This window comes from Caldithrix abyssi DSM 13497, assembly GCF_001886815.1.
In the GTDB taxonomy this organism is placed as follows: domain Bacteria; phylum Calditrichota; class Calditrichia; order Calditrichales; family Calditrichaceae; genus Caldithrix; species Caldithrix abyssi.
On sequence record NZ_CP018099.1, the window covers coordinates 319993 to 338837 of the forward strand.

The following is an 18845-nucleotide window of genomic DNA, read 5'->3' on the forward strand; positions in this document are numbered from 1 at the left end:
TTTTAAAATTTATGAATATTTTCTTCTTTAATCGTCGTAAAATGATTGAAGAAGAAAATGTTTGTGAGCGCGTGCAAAGCAAATTTTTAAGAAAGACGTAAATTGTATTTAAAAGAAATTCTAAAAAAACCAAGGAACAGGAGAGTTTTCTTGAAAGTTTTAACCGTTATTAGTTTGTCTGTTTTGATCTTTTATCAGTGTGTCATGGCCTTAAGCAATCCGCCCAAAAGAGAGTTCAGAGCGGCCTGGATTGCATCGGTGGCCAATATCGACTGGCCTAGCGGCGCGGGACAAAGTCCGGCCAAACAAAAAAATGACCTGATTGCCATGCTGGATGAATTGCAGGAAGCGGGATTAAATGCCGTACTGTTGCAAATTCGTCCCGAGTGCGACGCGCTTTACAACTCCAATTACGAGCCCTGGTCCTACTGGCTTACAGGAAGGCAAGGACGCGCCCCGGATCCGTACTATGATCCTTTACAATTTGCGATTGAAGAAGCGCATAAAAGAGGCATGGAGCTCCATGCCTGGTTTAATCCGTTTCGCGCAGAAAAAACCATTGGCGCTTATTCGTTGGCCTCGAATCATGTGGTGGTTCAACATCCGGATTGGATTTTAAGTTTTACGGAAACCGATTCCAAATTACGCATTTTAAATCCCGGAATCCCTGCCGTTCGGCAGCATATTACCAATGTGATCATGGATGTGGTGAATCGCTATGACGTGGACGGCGTGCATTTTGACGATTATTTTTATCCCTATCCGCCCAATCAAATTTCAAATACCAATAAAGATTACCAGACCTTCCTCACTTACAAACACGGCGACGCCTCCGACAACAACATCAATGACTGGCGCAGGGAGAATATTAATCTTTTAATGAAGATGGTTCATGATAGCATTCAGGCCGTTAAACCCTGGGTTAAATTTGGCGTAAGCCCTTTTGGTATTTATAAGAATGGCGTTCCTTATGGCATCGTGGGAATGGACGCCTACAGCGTGATCTATTGCGATCCGTTGGCCTGGTTAGATGACGGTTCCGTCGATTATTTGACCCCACAGCTCTACTGGAAAATTGGCGGAAGTCAGGACTTTAGCAAATTATTGACCTGGTGGGCCGACCAAACTTACAGCCGGGGGCGGCACCTTTATCCGGGGCATATCTTCGGAAGCAGTTTTTCGGTAAACGAATTGCCCAACCAGCTGGGATTGGTGCGCAACAATGGCAAGGCGCTGGGAGACATCTATTTTAGCGCCAAACACTTTGGTTACAATACGCTTGATTTTGCCAACAAAGTAAAAAATGATTATTACCGCTTTCCGGCGCTTGTGCCACAGATGGATTGGAAAGATCTAACACCGCCGGAGCCCCCGGTCGCTTTTTATTTTACACAAGCGGAAGCGGACGAACCGTTTCGTTTTCAATGGCAGGCGCCGATTGCTTCAGGAATTGACAGCGTTATACGCTTTGCTGTTTATCGTTTTGAACAGCAGCCGTCTGGCCAGACGCCGCCGACCGAAAGTTCCTACATCTACAAAATTGTTGGCGGGCAGGAGTTTTTTCCGGCTTACAGAGGTGAAAATTATCCTGAAGTCTTTTTTGCGCTTACCGCAATCGACCGCAACGGCAACGAAAGCGCCCTTGGGCCGGTTTTGCGTATAACGCCGCCTGATATGCCGTTGTTGGCCTTTCCTGAGAACGGCAATACATTTATGCCGGACACCATTGTGTTAAACTGGACGGTAAGTCCGGGCGCCTCTTCTTTTTATCTGGAAATTTCAGCCGACAGCGCTTTTGGTGAAGTTGACTATGTGGCGGACGGAATCAAAGATGATTCGCTAACCATAACCAGTTTACTCGGCCAGACAACCTATTTCTGGCGAGTAGCGGCGCAGAATCCCGCAGGACAAAGCGATTTTTCCACCATTTACCATTTTACCACCGCCTTTCCTCTGCCGCCTCTATTAGCTTCGCCCGCTGACGGCGAAAGCGAAGTACCCTTAGACACGGTGTTGAGCTGGTACAAAAACGACGTGGCCACCAGCTATCGTATTCAGCTTTCGCAGGCTTCAACCTTTGTGCAGGAACTGATGACCCTGGATACGGTGGTTACTGATACCTTCCTTGTCGTTCACAACTTAGAGCCTTTTACCAGAAAATGGTATTACTGGCGCGTAAAGGCCTTTAATGAATTCGGCCAGAGCGATTGGTCCGAAACCTTTATGTTCCGAACCGTTACTTCAACCTATCTGGCCGACCTGTTTGAAGGGCCGGTGGATTTTGAACTAAAACAAAATTACCCGAATCCATTTAACCCAACAACCAGCATCGAATATGTTCTGCCGCAGGCAGAAAAAGTTACTCTGAACATTTACAATGTGCTGGGACAAAAGGTTATAACTCTGGTGGATGCGGAACAACCTGCGGGTACGCACCGCGTTATATTTAATGGCCAGGGTCTGGCGGCTGGCGTCTATATTTATCGTTTACAGGCCGGAAGCTTTGTACAAAACAGAAAAATGATTTTAATTAAATAATAAGGAATCACTATGAAGAACATTGGATTGATTGTTTTTTTTATTTTAAGCTGGATGATTTCGCTTTTTGCGCAAAATACGTTGAAAGTTGAGAAAGTTGAGCGTTTGAACCTGCCAGAAAAAAGCGAGTTCTTTTTTCCCAAATTAACGCCCGATGGCGCAAGAGTTCTATTTACAGGCCCTAAATTTGTGGGGTTATTTATGTTCGATCTTAAGTCGGCGCAGATGGAAACTCTGAACATGGATATTGGCGCCGGCTATGAATATCAGATTTCCGGCGACGGGCAATTTGTGGTTTACCGACCGTTTGAATTTAAAAAGGGACGTAAATTCTACGAAATAAAAATTCAAAATTTAAGCGACAAATCAGTAACTGTTCTGGAAAAGGAAAAACGAGAACTGAGCCCGCCGCGGATTGTAAACGCGAAGGTGATCTACCTGAACGATAATCAACCGGTAGCCAGAGCGGTTACGCCCCATTTGAGTCAATCACAACCCCAAAACGAAAAAGCCGTTTTCATTCAAAACAGAACCATCGTTCTTGTTGAAGGTTCCACCAGGAAAGAATTAAAACCATTGGGAGAAGGCATCTATCTTTGGCCGCGTCTTTCGCCGGATGGAACGCGCTTGCTGTTTACCTACGCTGGCGACGGTACGTACATCTCTGATTTAAGCGGCGCCATTTTAACCAGGATCGGTTACGCCAACGCACCAACATGGTCGCCGGACGGTAAATGGATTGCCTACATGGTCGATCATGACGATGGGCACCAGTTTACAGATTCCGAAATTTTTATTGCTTCGGCCGATGGAAAACAAAAAATACAGGTTACGGCTACAGACGACGTCATCGAAATGTACCCGAACTGGGACGGCGTGATGACAAAACTGGTTTTTTCTTCACTAAAAGGTCAGATTTTTATGGCTACTTTAAAGCAAGAGTAACGGAGTACTAAAATGATAAAACAGTTTTTCTTAATGCTTTTAACGGCAACAATTCTCTTTGCACAGGACTTTTCGGGTATTAAAATTTACATCAATCCGGGGCATGGCGGAAATGATCCGGCCAATGATCGCTACATTCCTGAAACCGGTTTCTGGGAATCGGAGAGCAATTTGACCAAGGGTCTTTACTTGATGGAATTGTTACAAAAACACCATGCAACGGTTTACATCAGTCGGACGCAGAATCGAGAGGAAGACGACCTGCCTCTATCGCAAATTGACGAAGACGCCAATGCCCACAATGTGGATTATTTTCATTCCATCCACAGCAATGCCCACAATGCCACGGTTAACTATCCGCTGCTCCTTTTTCGCGGTTACGATAACGACCCGGTTTTTCCGGACGCCAAACGGATGGGCAGTATTATGTTCAATGAGATGAACAAGGCTGATCGCCAGTGGACTTACTGGCCCTATTCATGGGAAAACAACCGCGGCGATTGGAGTTTTTATTCGCAATGGGGCACCAGTGGGCTGGGCGTACTGCGATATTTAACGATGCCGGGCACACTTTCGGAAGGTTCTTTCCACGACTATCTGCCCAATTCGTTTCGCCTGATGAGTATTGATTACCGCAAACATGAATCGATTGCCATTCTACGTTCTTTTATTCAATATTTTGGTTTGCAAAGTTTGCCGGACGGCGTGGTGGCCGGAATTATCCGCTCTAAAACAGAAAATGTTTCTTACAGCTACAATTACAATTCCGGTTTGCCGAATGATAAAAAAAAGGCCTTGAATTTTGCGCGCGCCCGTTTAATACCAGGCGACCGTATTTACGTGACCGATGAACACAACAACGGCTTTTTTATGTTCGAAAACGTTGAGCCGGGCGTTTACTCGGTTATTATGGACGGCGGAGAGTACGCGCCAGACACGGTGCAGGTTACCGTTTACGCCAATCGTACTTCTTATGCTAATGGTTTTTTGGAAAAGGTAACCAATAAAGCGCCGGAAGTTTACCGATACGATCTAACGGCGAATGATAGTTTGGTTTTAACGCATTCGACGATTGAAATTCAATTTAGCCAGGCAATGGATCGCCAGAGCACGGAAAGCGCTTTTAAAATCCAACCGTCGGTTGATGGCTACTTTGAGTGGCAAAACAACGACTTGAAGATGGTTTACGCCCTGTACGATACCCTGCGTCGCAGTACAACCTATACGGTTACTGTTGATACCAGCGCAAAAAACAAAAACGGACTGCCTTTAGCGCAGGCCTATTCTTTCTCGTTTGTCACGGCGTCGGAGCACGTTAGACCAAATATCGTAAATTTTGGGCCGACCATTGACAGCGTACGCATTCAGAGTTCGATTTACATTCAATTCGATTTTCCCATGCGCAGGGAAAAAACCGAAGCCGCATTTTCCATTGATCCGCCGGTAGCAGGGCATTTTGAATGGGAAGAAGATTTAACAGGCTTTAGCTTTGTGCCCGACAGCGCCTTGCAGCGCAAAACGATGTACACCGTAAGGTTGAACGCGCAGGCCGAAAATTTTTACGGCGTGGCTCTCGATTCTGCCCTGCAATTTACGTTTATGACCAGATACCGCAACGAACTGTTGCCCCTTAAATTCTTCCCACAGGATGGGGAAACACATGTAAGCACTCTGCCGCAAATCTACATCATTTTCAACGGCGTGCCTAACAAGTACACAGTTTTTGGCAACGTTCAGCTTGCCGATTCCAGCGGAACGCCCATGGCCATGCGCGGCCTGGATGTGTTTGAGAAAGATGGAAGGGGCGTGCTGATTTTTGAACCAAGGTCGGAATTAGAAAAAAATATGCTTTATTATCTGCGCCTGTTCCCGGGCATGAAAGACCTGGACGGCCTGCCCGTGCCCGATACTCTACAATTCAGTTTCAGAACGGTTCCTAAAACCTACTACAACGGCCACCTTTTGGACGACTTTGAGACCAATTTCGGCTGGCTCGATCCGGACAACGTGCCAGGCACGATGGGCACGGATGCTGATGCGACCCAATTTGAGATAACGCGCACCAAAAAGATAAATGGCATTTACAGCGGTAAGCTGGAATACAAGTTTAGCTCAGACTCCGGCGGCGTATGTCGTTTATTTAATGAAGAAGGGAGAACGATTCCTTCCACTGCCGATTCATTATTTGGCATCTGGGTGTATGGCGATTTTAGCCGAAACCTGCTGCAGTTGCTTTTTGATCGCGGAAGTGATAAAAATATGGTGGTCTGGCAGGATACCATTAACTGGGCTGGCTGGAAGATGCTTATGGTGCCATTGGATTCCATCGGCGGCAGCGGCGATTACAATTTTCACAGCGTGGTGGTTAAACAATTAAACGGCGGATATACCGAAGGCGCCCTCTATCTGGATGACGCCCAGTACGATATGATTATCACCGCGCTGGAAGATGAAAATCCAGCCAATTTATTGCCCGCTAAATTAGCGTTACATCAAAATTATCCCAACCCCTTCAATCCGCTAACGACCATTGTGTATCAAATTCCGGAAAGCGGAGAAGTGCAACTGGCCCTGTTCAATGTGCTGGGGCAAAAAATAGCAGATGTGGTTAAAGCCAGGCAGCAGCCGGGCACGTACAAAATAACCATTCGCGCCGATAATCTGGCCAGCGGTGTTTACCTCTATCGCCTGAAGTTTAAAGATCAGGTGCGCGTGAAGAAACTAATTGTATTGAAGTAGAAAGTAGAAGATAAAAATCATCTAAGCCCGAATGGTTTGTGTTAAGCGATTCGGGCTTTTTTCTTTTGCAGTGAACAAAATTACAGCTTACTTTTAAATAAAATGCGTTAATCATCGAAATTTCATATCGAAGATGAGATAGAAGAAACTACGTTTTGCCGAAAAAGGGCCAGGGTTATGGATCAAAACACGGCCGAACGGCTTTTAAAAATCGCCGTTGGCAACGCCGCTGCCCGTTTCAGGGAAGGTCAGTGGGAAGCCATCGATGCGCTGGTCAATCAGCGTCGTAAGCTGTTAGTTGTTCAACGAACGGGCTGGGGAAAAAGCCTGGTTTATTTTATCAGTACGCGTATTTTGCGTGACCGGGGAGGCGGACCCACCATCATTATCTCTCCTCTATTGGCTCTGATGCGCAATCAAATTGAAGCGGCCGAGCGCATTGGCATTCGGGCGCAAACCATTAATTCCACCAACACGAAAGAATGGAAGGAAATTACAGAGCAGGTTCTTGACGATCAAATCGACGCCATTCTCATTTCACCTGAAAGGCTGGCCAACGAATCATTTTTGGAAACGTTGCTATTGCCCATAGCCGAAAGAGTGGGCCTGTTGGTGGTGGATGAAGCGCATTGTATTTCTGACTGGGGGCATGATTTCCGCCCTGATTATAAACGGCTGGTCAATGTACTGCGTCACCTGCCTCCCAATTTGCCCTTGCTGGGAACGACCGCCACAGCCAACGACCGTGTGATTGAGGATGTACGTCGCCAGCTGGGAGATATTGATGTGATACGGGGGCCCTTGATGCGCAAGAGTCTGGCGCTGCAAACCGGCAGATTAACCGATCAGGCCGAACGCCTGGCCTGGCTGGCCGAGCAGCTGCCGCAGTTGCCCGGAACGGGGATTGTTTATGTACTGACCATTCGGGATGCGGAACGCGTGGCCAACTGGTTGAAGCAGCAGGGAATAAAGGCTGCGGCTTATTACAGCGGCGTGGAAGATGAGAATTTTGAGGACAGCCATTCGTACCGCTTATTTCTGGAAGAACAATTTTTATCAAACCGCATCAAAGCGTTGGTGGCAACCTCCGCCCTTGGCATGGGATACGACAAACCGGATGTCAGTTTTGTCATTCATTATCAGGCGCCGGCTTCGGTTATCAGTTATTATCAACAGGTGGGACGCGCCGGGCGCGCCATTCCCCTTGCCCATGGCGTGTTGCTTTCCGGGCGGGAAGATGAAGAAATCCATGAATATTTTCGGCAAACGGCCTTTCCGCCGGCGCATCATGTGCATGCCATTCTCAATGCCCTGGAACAGAGCGACGGATTGTCCATTCGCCAGCTTGAGGCGCAAATTAACTTGCGTAGCTCGCAGATCGAAAAGGCGCTCAAAGTGCTCAGCGTTGAAAATCCCTCACCGGTATTTAAGGACGGCAGTAAGTGGAAACGTACGGCTGTGGACTACAGGATGAATCATGAAATGATCGCCCGCTTAACAGCGCAACGCGAACGGGAATGGCGGGAAATTCAGCAGTACATCGATAGCGATAGGTGTCTGATGGTTCATCTGGCAAGGGCGCTGGACGATCCGTACGCCGAAGAGTGCGGCCGCTGCGCCAATTGTGTCGGAAAGCCTGTGGTGGAAATGAAAACCAGCGAGCCGCTAATTATTAAGGCAAAACGCTTTTTACGACATTCCGAAATTATTTTTAAGCCCCGGCGGCAGGTGGCCAAGGGCGCTTTTGTGCAATATGGATTCCGCGGGAATTTTCCGGAAGAATTGCGGGCTGAAGAAGGCCGAATTCTCTCGCGCTGGGGAGACGCGGGCTGGGGAAGAATAGTTGCAGAAAATAAACATAATGGCTATTTTAATGATGAATTGGTGGAAGCGGTTAAAGAAATGATTGAACAACGCTGGAGACCCGATCCACAGCCGCAGTGGGTTGCCTGTATCCCTTCTCAAAGGCATCCTGAACTGGTGCCCGACTTTGCCAGACGGCTGGCCAGAAGCCTGAAGCTCCCTTTTGTGGAATGTATTATAAAAGTAGCGGAGAATGAGCCGCAAAAATTGCAGCAAAACCGTTTTTATCAATGTCGGAATCTTGACGGTGTTTTTGAGATTAACGACCAGGTTTTGGATACGCCGGTGTTACTGGTTGACGACATAATCGATTCCGGATGGACGATGACGGTAGCCGCCGCTCTGTTGCGTCAAGCCGGTAGCGGATTGGTCTATCCGCTGGCGTTAGCTTCCACCAGCGCCAATGATTAATTTTGCAGTGGATAATAACTAAAGAGCGTGGATAAGATGATTTCTAACCTGACGCAGGCTATCCTGCTTTTGACCACCCATTTAAAGAAGAATGAAGAAAACGATGTGCGGCCGTTGACCCCAACCGAGTGGGGACGATTTGCAGCCTGGCTGAAAGAACAGGGGTTAACGCCCGATCGTTTACTGTTTGCTTTGCCCGCCGAGGTTTTAAAAGACTGGCGGGACGCTAAAATAACCGTCGAACGCATTGAAGCCCTTTTAGATCGGGGCTCTGCGCTGGCGCTGGCCGTTGAAAAATGGGAACGCAGCGGTCTGTGGATCATCACGCGCGCCGATGCCGATTATCCTTTAAAATTAAAAGAAAAGCTGGGCCCTCTGGCGCCCCCGGTTCTTTTTGGCTGTGGAAATCGAAATTTGATTAACCAGCGGGGCGTGGCTGTTGTGGGTTCCAGAAATGTCAATGACACAGATCTGCGGTATAGCCGGGAGCTGGGCGCTTTTCTGGCAAACTGCGGTTTTTCTGTTATTTCTGGGGGGGCCAGAGGCGTTGACGAGGCGGCCATGGCAGGGGCTCTGGAAATAGAAGGCACGGCGGTGGGCGTGCTGGCCAATGGTTTGCTGCAGGCCAGTTTAAGTCAAAAATACCGCGAGTATTTAAGACAAAAATCGCTCGCCTTAATTTCTCCTTTTAATCCGGAAGCAGGCTTTGATGTGGGCAACGCCATGCAACGCAATAAATACATCTATTGTCTTTCAGATGCGGCGGTGGCGGTCCATTCCGGCACAAAGGGCGGCACCTGGTCAGGAGCGCTGGAGAATCTTAAAAAAAAGTGGGCGCCTCTCTGGGTAAAACGAATAGATGATCCGCAGGCGGGAAATCGCCTGCTGGTTCAGAAAGGGGCCCGATGGCTCCCTGAAAAGGTGGATGAAATCCAGTGTGAATGGTTCTTAAATAAAGAAGTCCAGCAGGATTTATTTAGCTTTAACGCGCAAAAAAAGGAGCGCCAGACGGGCGAAATATCCTCAACAAAAATTTACGAAGGAACGAAAGACAAAGAAAAACAAATCAAAGAATCAGCGGAAAATAAATCGGCGATAGCAAAAAATATCGGAGATGCTGAAGATTCAGGTAAAACGCTTACACTGTACGATTTTTTTCTGACTCAATTGAAAAAGCTGTGCAGCGGTAAAGCGCGTTCGATTGAAGAGATAGCGAATGAACTGGAGCTTCAAAAATCGCAGGCTAACGTCTGGATAAAAAAGGCGCTTGCCGACGGAGTTATTAAAAAGTTAAACAAACCGGCGCGTTATTACTGGAATAAAGACAAACAAAAATCATTGCCGCTGGATTAAGCGGTTCAGGCGCTGCTTTTAAGCCCCGCCTGTGTTAGGCATCCGATGGAGTGATGGGGTAAAGGCCCCGCTGCTGGGCAGCGGGGCCTTTGGTGTTTGCCGTGTTGAAGCCAACGCGGTTAGCCGGGCCAGGGGGGGGGGAAATAGAGGCCCGGGGCGTTGCCCCGGGCCGCGCACCCCGCCGCACAAACGGAGCGCTCTGTCAGAGCGCTCCTTCCCCCCCCACCGAAACACCGCAATCGTTTTCCAGTTAAAAAGCGTCACTTTTCTCTCCTTCTAAAAATGACAATTACTGAAAAATTCCTTACATTTCTAAAAATCAATTTCTGATGAGGAAACCATGAAGCATCTGGTAATTGTTGACGGTGTGCGAACGCCATTCATCAAATTTAATACGCTGTTTAAAGACCTGCCCGCCCAGCGCCTGGGAGCGTTTGCCCTGCAGGCCTTGATTGAACGAAACCATTTGAAAGGGCACGAAATTGACGAGGTGATCGTCGGCAATGTAGCCCAGCCGCCCGAAGCCGCCAACATTGCGCGCAACATTGCCCTGTTTGCCGGGCTGGACGAACGAGTGCCCGCCTTTTCCGTGCAGCGCAATTGCGCCAGCGGCATGCAGGCCGTGGCCGATGCCTGGTATCGTGTGCAGGTCGGACACGGCCGCACTTACCTGGCAGGCGGCGTGGAAAGTATGTCGCAAATCCCACTTTTGTTCAATCGCCCGGCTCAGGATTGGTTCAACGATTTATTCAAAGCGCGCCGTACTGGGCAAAAATTAAAAACACTTTTGCGCATTCGGCCTTCCTACTTTAAACCGATCATCGGGTTGCAGCTGGGGCTTACGGACGGTTTTTGCGGGAAAAACATGGGGCAGGTAACCGAAGCGCTGGCAAAAGAATTTAGCATTGATCGTCAGGCGCAGGATGCCTTTGCCTTACAAAGTCACCAGAAGGCCGAGCAGGCGGTCAAAAAAAATATTTTTCAGCAGGAAATCGTTCCGGTCAGCGCGCCGGGAAGCAATCAACCGGTTAAAACGGACAACGGCATTCGTTTCGGTCAGACCATGGAGGCCCTGTCCCGCTTGAAACCGGTTTTTGATTCCAGAGAGGGAACCATCACGGCGGGCAACGCCAGCCAGATTACCGACGGGGCGGCCATGCTTTTGTTGATGGAAGAAGCCTACGCCCTCTCTTGCGGCTACCGGCCGTTGGCGCGTGTTAAAGCCTTTGCCTTTGCGGCGCTAAATCCGGAAAAGATGGGGCTGGGACCGGTTTACAGCATGCGGCGCCTTTTTGAAAAAAGCGGAATTACGCTTAAGGATATCGACCTGATAGAAATAAACGAAGCCTTTGCCGCCCAGGTCATCGCCAATCTGCAACTGGCCGAATCAAAAACGCTGTGTGAAAAATACCTGGGCTTAAACCGCCCGCTGGGAGCGATCGATCTCCAAAAATTGAACGTGAACGGCGGGGCCATTGCCCTGGGCCATCCGGTGGGCGCTTCCGGCGCTCGATTGCTGCTCACTCTGGCCAGGGAAATGAAACGCCGCCAGGCACAGCTTGGTCTGGCCGCTTTGTGCGTGGGCGGCGGTCAGGGAGCGGCCTTTTTGCTGGAAAATGTTCAGGCGTAGGGCGCAGAACACAGCGCGCCGTTTAGAGCGACTGAAAAAAGAGGAGTTTTTATGCAATCTGCGTTCCAATTACACATCGACGATCAAAATATCGCCCTGCTCTATTTTGATCTGCCAGACGAAAAAGTCAACCTGTTCAATGAGCGCGTGTTTGATGAATTAGATGAGATTCTGGACAGGCTGGAAAAAGCCCAACCGGCGGCGCTCTTAATTCTAAGCAAAAAAGAAGGCATTTACATTGCCGGAGCCGATGTTAACGCCTTTCAAAAAATCGACACCCTGGAGATGGGCTGGCAGGCGGCGCGCAGGGGGCAATTGGTGTTTCATCGTTTAAGCAAATTGCCGTTTGCGACCATTGCCGTCATTCACGGCGCCTGCATGGGCGGCGGCACAGAGATGAGCCTGGCCTGCGATTATCGCCTGGCTACTGATCACCCTAAAACGCGCATCGGGTTGCCAGAAGTTCGTCTGGGCATTTTACCGGGATGGGGCGGCACGCAGCGCCTGCCTGCAGTAACGGGACTTTCCGCCGCATTAAGCGTCATTTTGACCGGAAAGGCCGTTTCTGCAAAAAAAGCGCGCGCCATCGGATTGGTGGAGCGCCTTCTTGATCCTCATAAGGCGGTAGAAGAACAGGCGTTGAGCTTTGCCAGAGAGGCGATCCAAAAGGGCTCGAAAATTAAAAAGAGAAAAATATTCCGTGTGGAGCGAATTGGCTTCATTCGCCGCTTGATCTTCTCTCAGGCTCGTAAGCGCGTTTTAAAGCAAACGCAAGGTTTTTACCCGGCGCCATTAAAGGCGATTGAAGTCATCGAAAAAACATGGAATATGCCCATTGAACAGGGACTGGAAGTAGAAGCCCGTGCGCTGGCCGAACTGATCATTACGCCGCAGTCTAAAAATCTGGTGCGTTTGTTCATCTGGTCGGAAGAGCTCAAAAAAGAGGCTCGCAATATGCTTTCCGGCTACCAAGCTGGTCAGACGCAACGTATCTTCTTTTTCAATGTGGATTCAACATTTTCTGCATTGTTCCCTGTACTGCTGCGCAAGGGAATGAAAGTGGCTGTGATCGATTTTGACAAAGAGAGGTTGTCGGCCGTCCGGCAAAGTTTTCTCCGTCAGTTAAAACGGCAGCGGCAAAAAAAGAAAATAACCGCGGTTGAATTTGATCGCCTTTTGCAGGACATTTCTTTTTTAGACACGTTGCCTGCCATTGAACAGAGCGACTTGCTCTTTACCGGCCCGTGTAATGAATCCCTGTGGCGGCAAATTCAACAAAAGGCGCCGGAAACCGTGCGGCCGATTCCGGTTGCCCCTCCATTCATCAGTAAATCCTCAAACTGCGCAGCGGCCTTGAATTTTTGTACCTGGCAAAAAAATCCCTTTGCGGCGGAAGTTATTCTTTCTGATAATGAAGCGCAGGAAAGCTTCAGACCCCTTCTGGACTTGCTTTTGCGCATAAACAGGCTGCCGGTTATGACGCGCGATTATTCTATTGGTCTGGCAACGCGACTGTTTTTAACGTTGGTTGGAGAAGCGGCGCGCATGTTCAACGAGGAATACGCCGAAAAGCAAATCGATGAGGCTTTAACCCGTTTTGGCTGGACCCAGGGCCCCTTTGAAATGGCGCGTAAAATGGGGCTAAAAAATCTCCGTTTGTGGCTGCAACAGGTAGACCCGCAGAAAGACGATACCTTGCGCCTGGATGTAAAAGCTGTTTTAGAGTGGAGCGGCAATACTCGCTTCAGGCGTGGAGCGGTAAAGGCCACGGAAGCGGATGCGCAAAACATTCAGAACAGAGTTCATTTGCTATTGATCAACCGTGCGGCCTTTTTACTTGAAAAAGGTCTGGCGCAGAGGGCCAGAGATGTGGACTTTTTGATGGTCGGAGCCCTGGGTTTTCCACCTTTTGCGGGCGGTATTTTGAAATATGGCGACCATATTGGAATAAATGCGGTAATAAATCAATTAAAACAGTTAAGTCAAAGATTAGGTGAACGCTTCGAGACGAGCGCATTGCTGAAACAGATGAGCAGGGAGCGTCAATTATTTTATCCATAAAAGATTGACATTTTGAACACATTGTAATTATTTTTTTTGTAAATTAGCCCTGTAAAAAAGTTGGTAAAATTTAGGAGGTTGCTGTGAATATTGCGGTTTGTATTAAACAAACGCCAGATACCGAAGCCCGGATTAAATTAACGGAGGACCGGCGTCGGGTAGATGAAAGCGATATTAATTTCATTCTGAATCCGTACGATGAGTTTGCGGTAGAAGAAGCCGTAAAATTGAAGGAAAGCAACGGGGGGGAAGTCACCGTCATTTCTTTAGGGCCAGATCGTGTAACCAGCGCCATGCGCACGGCGCTGGCCATGGGCGCGGATAAGGCCATCCATCTCAAAACCGATCGCCATCCGGACGATCCGCTGGTCACGGCAAAGGCTCTGGCCGAAGTTTTACGCGTCGGCAATTACGACCTGATATTTTTAGGCAAGCAGGCAATTGACGACGACCACAACCAGATGCCCTCGTTGTTGGGTTCCCTGCTGGATATGCCGGCCGCCACGGTGGTTATTAAACTGGAGATCGACGGCGACAGAGTCGTGGCCGAGCGCGAGGTCGACGGCGGCCATGAAGTTCTGGAATTCAATTTGCCGGCCATTATCGGCGCTCAGCGCGGGCTTAACGAGCCGCGTTATCCTTCCCTGAAAGGCATTATGCGCGCTAAAAAGATTCAGATCGAAGAACGATCCGTAGCGCTGGAAGCGGAGCAGCTGCAGGTGGAATCTTACGACTACCCGCCGCCTAAAGAAGCGGGTAAAATTGTGGGCGACAGCGCGGACGCTGTGCCGGAGTTACTGCGTTTGCTTCGTGAAGAAGCCAAGGTGCTTTAAGGGTTCAAATGAAAAGGCAGGAGAGATAAAATGAAAATGTTGATATATGGCGAGCATCGCGATGGACAAATTCGTAAAATTACTTTTGAAAACATTACACTGGCGCGTCAATTAGGCGCCGAGTTTGAAGTGGTGTTCATCGGTCAGGTCAACGACAACTTTAAAGAACAGGCTGCAAAATACGGCGCCTCAAAGGTTCTGTTTGTTAAAAATGAAAAGCTGAATACCTACAGCCCGGACGGCTACGCTAAAGTTTTGATGCGCATTATTAAGGATCGCACGCCCGACGTACTGTTGATGGGCGCCACGGCAACAGGCAAAGACCTTGCGCCGCGCGTTTCCGCTCTTTTAAATGCGCCCATGGCCACCGATTGTATTAAAGTGGAATTGGAAAACGGGCAGTTGAAATTAGTGCGCCCCATGTACGCCGGTAAGGTGCGGGCCAATATTCAATTGAACGGCGATTTGCAAATCGTTACGGTGCGTCCTAACGTGTATCAGGCCTCCGAGCAGGCAGTGGATGCCGGCAGCGAAGAGATTTCGGTTGAAGCGCCGGATTTTAAAGCCATCGTTAAAGAAATCGTAAGCGGGGCAAAAGAAAAGCTCGATGTTACTGAAGCGGATATTATTGTCTCCGGCGGTCGGGGCATGAAGGGCCCGGAAAACTGGCATTTAATTGAAGAATTGGCCTCCTTGCTGGGCGCGGCCACCGGCGCTTCGCGTGCGGCGGTGGATGCCGGCTGGCGTCCCCATGACGAGCAGGTCGGCCAAACCGGGAAAACTGTTTCGCCTACCCTTTATATTGCGGTGGGCATTAGCGGCGCCATCCAGCACCTGGCCGGTATGTCCTCTTCCAAATACATTGTGGCCATCAATAAAGACCCTGAAGCGCCGATCTTTAAGATTGCGGATTATGGCATCGTCGCCGACCTCTTTGAAGTACTGCCGCGCATGATCGAAGAGTTAAAAAAAATGAAAAATTAGTTTCTGAAGAAGAATTTTCTTTTTTTTAGAGATGGCCGGACGCCCTGTCCGGCCATTTTATAAAAAGGTAGAGCGGGTTGTAAAAATAACCATGCTTGTTGACGTTCAGGATATCCAACGGCAAAAGTTGAACATTGAAATCAGCCCGATCTCTGCCGCTGCCAGCCCGCGCTTATGACTAATTGAAATGGAAAGGTGGAAACATACGAATGCCGGGACTCTACTGGTCTGGGGAATGATTTCGCCATGAAAACGCGGTCGGGTGCGCAGCGACAAAGCAAACGGCCCAACGATTCCGTTTCTACTTTTTCACTCCAATGGGTCAGTATGTTGCGAAAAAAAAGTCACTTTTTTTGCAGGTGTTTCTTAATTTTCTCTTCCAGATAGCGTCGGTTCAGGGCTTCAATTTTTTTAATGGTTTCGGCAATCTCTTCTTTACTCATGCCCGCGGTCCAGTCTTCCATCAAATACTTATCGGGATGCTCCAGGGCCAGCTCCACAATATTGGAAAGCGGAATCATGTAGTAGCGGTACAATTGATCGATTTTTGCGCACTGTACGTCAAAGTTGATGGTCGATTCGTGCTGAACGTTGGTTTTGACCACAAAATCTTTATCCAGCCGTCCTTTGTTACGAATGACTTGAATGGCCATGTGCAGGTTGCCGATCCAGCTTCCCACATTGTCAAAGTTTAAAATTTTATTAGCGGCGCGCGTGGTAATGCTCAAACCGGATTGAAAATCTGGTTTGCTGTTCAGCACTTTTAGATCCGACAGAAAGTAGATGTACATGTTTTCCAGGTCTTCCATGGCCCAGCGGTTGATGGGATATTTTTCCGTGTCCAGACTGCGCGGCTGACGGCGGGGATAGGTGATAACGATTTCGTCAGGGTCTGCATTGGCAATGTGGTGGTCGTACACGCGGCGAATTTCAGAATAGCTCAATTGAAAATCGGAATCGCTGACGGCCAGATGTTCGGCGTTCAGGGCATTGGCGATTTGCACCAACAATTCCAGAGGATAGGTCAGACCTAACGGCCGTTCATTGTAATGAATGATCTGTACACGCTGCGGTTTGTGGATGCTTCTGGCAAATACGCCGGCCACTCTTTTGGCGCTTTCTTCCCATGGCGCGTAGTCATAAAAAGCCACGGAAGAGCGCAACCCTTCGTCTTCCAGAAAGTCGCGGGGATTGTCGCCGCAAACCGCGACAATGGTTAAAAAGCCTTCCTCGGGGGAAAAATATTTTTTCTGGCCGTGAATGATCTGTTTCAAATCTTCGTAAGACTTTGGGGAATGTAAATATTGCCGGAATCCAAGAATGTATTTCATCTGACTGTCTCCGTTTAGCAAAGCATGATTCAATTTTACACCGTTTTTGATTACTTTGTGGTTTGACGTTGGGCGCCGTGCGACTACCACAAGGCGCCTTACATAGGCGACCACTCTGGCCCCTTAACCCGGCCAGAGCGTCGCTTCGTTTACGATGAGCGCGTTTCCGCTAAAAATAAGTAATCGAAGATAAAAAGCAATTCTTTAATGAAAGGATGGATTAGCTTTTGTTGATGGCCAGCGCCTGGTCTTTGTACTGAAGCTGGTACAAATGGTAGTAAATACCGCGCTGGCTCAGTAGCTGCTGATGTGTGCCTTCTTCACGCAGGCGGCCTTTATGAAAAACCAGGATGCGATCCACGTGTTGAATGGTTGAAAGCCGATGGGCAATAATTAAGGCCGTTCGTTTTTCCATCAGGCGCTGTACCGCTTGCTGAATCAAAATCTCGGTTTCGGTGTCGATATTAGAAGTGGCTTCGTCCAGAATTAAAATGGGCGGATTGACCACCAGCGCGCGCGCAAAGGAGAGTAGCTGCCGTTCTCCCATGGAGAGGATGGTTCCCCGTTCGTTCAGAACGGTATGGTAGCCGTTGGGCAATTTTTCGATAAAAGAATGGGCGTTGACCTGTTTGCAGGCCTCCACCACCTGATTTTCGGAAATGGTCTGGTCGTGCAGCCTCACATTTTCCAGGATGCTGCCGGAGAACAAAAACACATCCTGTAACACCACGGCCATGCTCTTACGCAGGCGCTGCAAGTCCCACTGCCGTACCTCAATATCATCAATCCATATTTCGCCTTTCTGAATATCGTAGTGTCTGGCCAGCAGATTAATCAGGCTGGTTTTTCCGGCGCCGGTGTGACCCACAATGGCGATCTTTTCGCCGGGCATGATCTGAAAGCTGACATCTTTTAAAACGTAATCCGGCTCGTTATAGGCGAACCACACGTTTTTGAAGGCAATTTTTCCCCGAACGGGATCGGCCCACTTTCCATGGGCGGGGCTGGCGATGTCCGGGCGCGTGTCCAGCAAATTAAAAATACGCTCGGCTGAGGCCATGGCCGATTGCAAGATATTGTACTTTTCGGAAAGATCACTGATGGGCATAAAAAACATCTGCGCGTACTGAATGAAGGCGACCAGCGCTCCATAGGTGGTTAAACCCTCGCTTTTTAAAATGCCGCCCTGCCATAATACAATGCCCAGCGCAATGGCGCTGACCAATTCGATGGCCGGATAAAAAATCGCGTAGTAAAAAATCATTTTGAGATAGGCTTCTGTGTGTTTCCAGTTGATCTGTTTAAAAGCCTCAAAGTTCTTTTCTTCGCGATTAAAGACCTGAACTACGCTCATGCCGGTAATGTTTTCCTGAACGTAGGTGTTGATCTGCGCCAGCCATTTTCGCACATTTCGGAAGACGACGCGCACCTTGCGTTTAAAAATCATGGTGATTACAAACAGCACAGGAATCACCGTAAAAGTTAGCAAAGCCAATCGCCAGTTCATGTACATCATGATGATTACAATGCCGGTCAGCAAAAATAGATCGCCGAAAATGCTGATCACGCCCTGGGTAAACATGTCATTTAAGGCCTGAACATCCGATGTAACGCGCGTCATTAACCGTCCCACCGGGTTGCGGTCAAAAAAGCGGAAAGAAAGTTTTTGCAGGTGACCGAAAATATCAGACCGTAGATCGTACATCACCTTTTGACCCAGTAATTGCGTAATGTAGGCCTGAGCGTAGCTTACCATAAAGTTAACGGCCAAAACACCTACATAAAGCGCGGCCAGTATCTTCAGTTTACTAAAATTGCCGCTGGCGATGTAATCGTCAATGGCCAGCTTGGTGAGATAGGGCCCCACAATACGCAGCAAGGAGGCTACAATAATTAACAATATACCGGCCAGGATCAACTGCTTGTAAGGCAGGCCGTATTTTAGCAAACGGCCAAATAATTTCCGGTCGTAAATCTTCCCTTTTATTTCGTCGCTCTGAATCATTGCCTTCCTGATTTCTTTTTAATCAATATCGCGCTACAGAAGAAAGTAAAAAGATTTAATCCAGCTTACGGTATCTGAAGCGCGGCTCATCAGAACACTTCTCTCTTTTTCAACCTCATTACAACATGCCCGGCAGGCCGGTTTATTCCGCT

11 protein-coding genes are annotated in these 18845 nt (G+C 48.6%); 9 read left to right on the plus strand and 2 right to left on the minus strand.

Going from position 1 to position 18845, the window contains the following annotated elements; all coding sequences use genetic code 11:
* Positions 1–150: 150 nt before the first annotated feature.
* From Cabys_RS01330 to Cabys_RS01370, 9 genes are all read left to right on the plus strand, one after another.
* Complete coding sequence (locus Cabys_RS01330; RefSeq protein WP_006928259.1) at positions 151–2538, plus strand: family 10 glycosylhydrolase; 2388 nt, start codon at positions 151–153, stop codon at positions 2536–2538.
* 12 nt (positions 2539–2550) lie between these two features.
* The gene (locus tag Cabys_RS01335; RefSeq protein WP_006928260.1) at positions 2551–3483 is read left to right on the plus strand and encodes a TolB family protein; all 933 of its coding nucleotides are present in this window, start codon (positions 2551–2553) and stop codon (positions 3481–3483) included.
* Positions 3484–3495: 12 nt separating this feature from the next.
* Entirely contained in the window at positions 3496–6222 is a 2727-nt protein-coding gene (locus Cabys_RS01340; protein ID WP_006928261.1) for an Ig-like domain-containing protein, read from the plus strand.
* 177 nt (positions 6223–6399) lie between these two features.
* Positions 6400–8496 carry a RecQ family ATP-dependent DNA helicase gene (locus Cabys_RS01345; RefSeq protein ID WP_006928262.1) on the plus strand — a complete coding sequence of 699 codons (2097 nt, stop codon included), beginning with the start codon at positions 6400–6402 and terminating at the stop codon, positions 8494–8496.
* A gap of 36 nt (positions 8497–8532) precedes the next feature.
* Positions 8533–9849 carry a DNA-processing protein DprA gene (locus Cabys_RS01350; RefSeq protein WP_006928263.1) on the plus strand — a complete coding sequence of 439 codons (1317 nt, stop codon included), beginning with the start codon at positions 8533–8535 and terminating at the stop codon, positions 9847–9849.
* A 340-nt stretch (positions 9850–10189) separates the two neighbouring features.
* Positions 10190–11479 (plus strand): thiolase family protein, encoded by a 1290-nt coding sequence (locus Cabys_RS01355; RefSeq protein ID WP_006928265.1) that lies wholly within the window; start codon positions 10190–10192, stop codon positions 11477–11479.
* 51 nt (positions 11480–11530) lie between these two features.
* Positions 11531–13540 carry an enoyl-CoA hydratase-related protein gene (locus tag Cabys_RS01360; protein ID WP_006928266.1) on the plus strand — a complete coding sequence of 670 codons (2010 nt, stop codon included), beginning with the start codon at positions 11531–11533 and terminating at the stop codon, positions 13538–13540.
* Between the two features lie 83 nt (positions 13541–13623).
* Entirely contained in the window at positions 13624–14373 is a 750-nt protein-coding gene (locus tag Cabys_RS01365; protein WP_006928267.1) for an electron transfer flavoprotein subunit beta/FixA family protein, read from the plus strand.
* 30 nt (positions 14374–14403) lie between these two features.
* A complete protein-coding gene (locus Cabys_RS01370; RefSeq protein ID WP_006928268.1) occupies positions 14404–15357 on the plus strand; it encodes an electron transfer flavoprotein subunit alpha/FixB family protein in 954 nt (317 codons plus the stop codon).
* A gap of 344 nt (positions 15358–15701) precedes the next feature.
* Here Cabys_RS01370 and Cabys_RS01375 read toward each other — a convergent pair whose 3' ends face one another.
* Positions 15702–16688 (minus strand): hypothetical protein, encoded by a 987-nt coding sequence (locus tag Cabys_RS01375; protein WP_006928269.1) that lies wholly within the window; start codon positions 16686–16688, stop codon positions 15702–15704.
* Positions 16689–16908: 220 nt separating this feature from the next.
* Positions 16909–18693: an ABC transporter ATP-binding protein gene (locus tag Cabys_RS01380; RefSeq protein WP_006928270.1), complete on the minus strand. Its 1785-nt coding sequence runs from the start codon at positions 18691–18693 to the stop codon at positions 16909–16911.
* Between the last annotated feature and the right edge of the window lie 152 nt (positions 18694–18845).

Bases quoted from the DNA above. Each gene is read 5' to 3' on its own strand.
- Cabys_RS01335 (WP_006928260.1), top strand. From the start codon at position 2,551: ATGAAGAACATTGGATTGATTGTTTTTTTTATTTTAAGCTGGATGATT.
- Cabys_RS01350 (WP_006928263.1), top strand. From the start codon at position 8,533: ATGATTTCTAACCTGACGCAGGCTATCCTGCTTTTGACCACCCATTTA.
- Cabys_RS01375 (WP_006928269.1), bottom strand. From the start codon at position 16,688: ATGAAATACATTCTTGGATTCCGGCAATATTTACATTCCCCAAAGTCT.
- Cabys_RS01340 (WP_006928261.1), top strand. From the start codon at position 3,496: ATGATAAAACAGTTTTTCTTAATGCTTTTAACGGCAACAATTCTCTTT.
- Cabys_RS01380 (WP_006928270.1), bottom strand. From the start codon at position 18,693: ATGATTCAGAGCGACGAAATAAAAGGGAAGATTTACGACCGGAAATTA.
- Cabys_RS01345 (WP_006928262.1), top strand. From the start codon at position 6,400: ATGGATCAAAACACGGCCGAACGGCTTTTAAAAATCGCCGTTGGCAAC.
- Cabys_RS01370 (WP_006928268.1), top strand. From the start codon at position 14,404: ATGAAAATGTTGATATATGGCGAGCATCGCGATGGACAAATTCGTAAA.
- Cabys_RS01360 (WP_006928266.1), top strand. From the start codon at position 11,531: ATGCAATCTGCGTTCCAATTACACATCGACGATCAAAATATCGCCCTG.
- Cabys_RS01355 (WP_006928265.1), top strand. From the start codon at position 10,190: ATGAAGCATCTGGTAATTGTTGACGGTGTGCGAACGCCATTCATCAAA.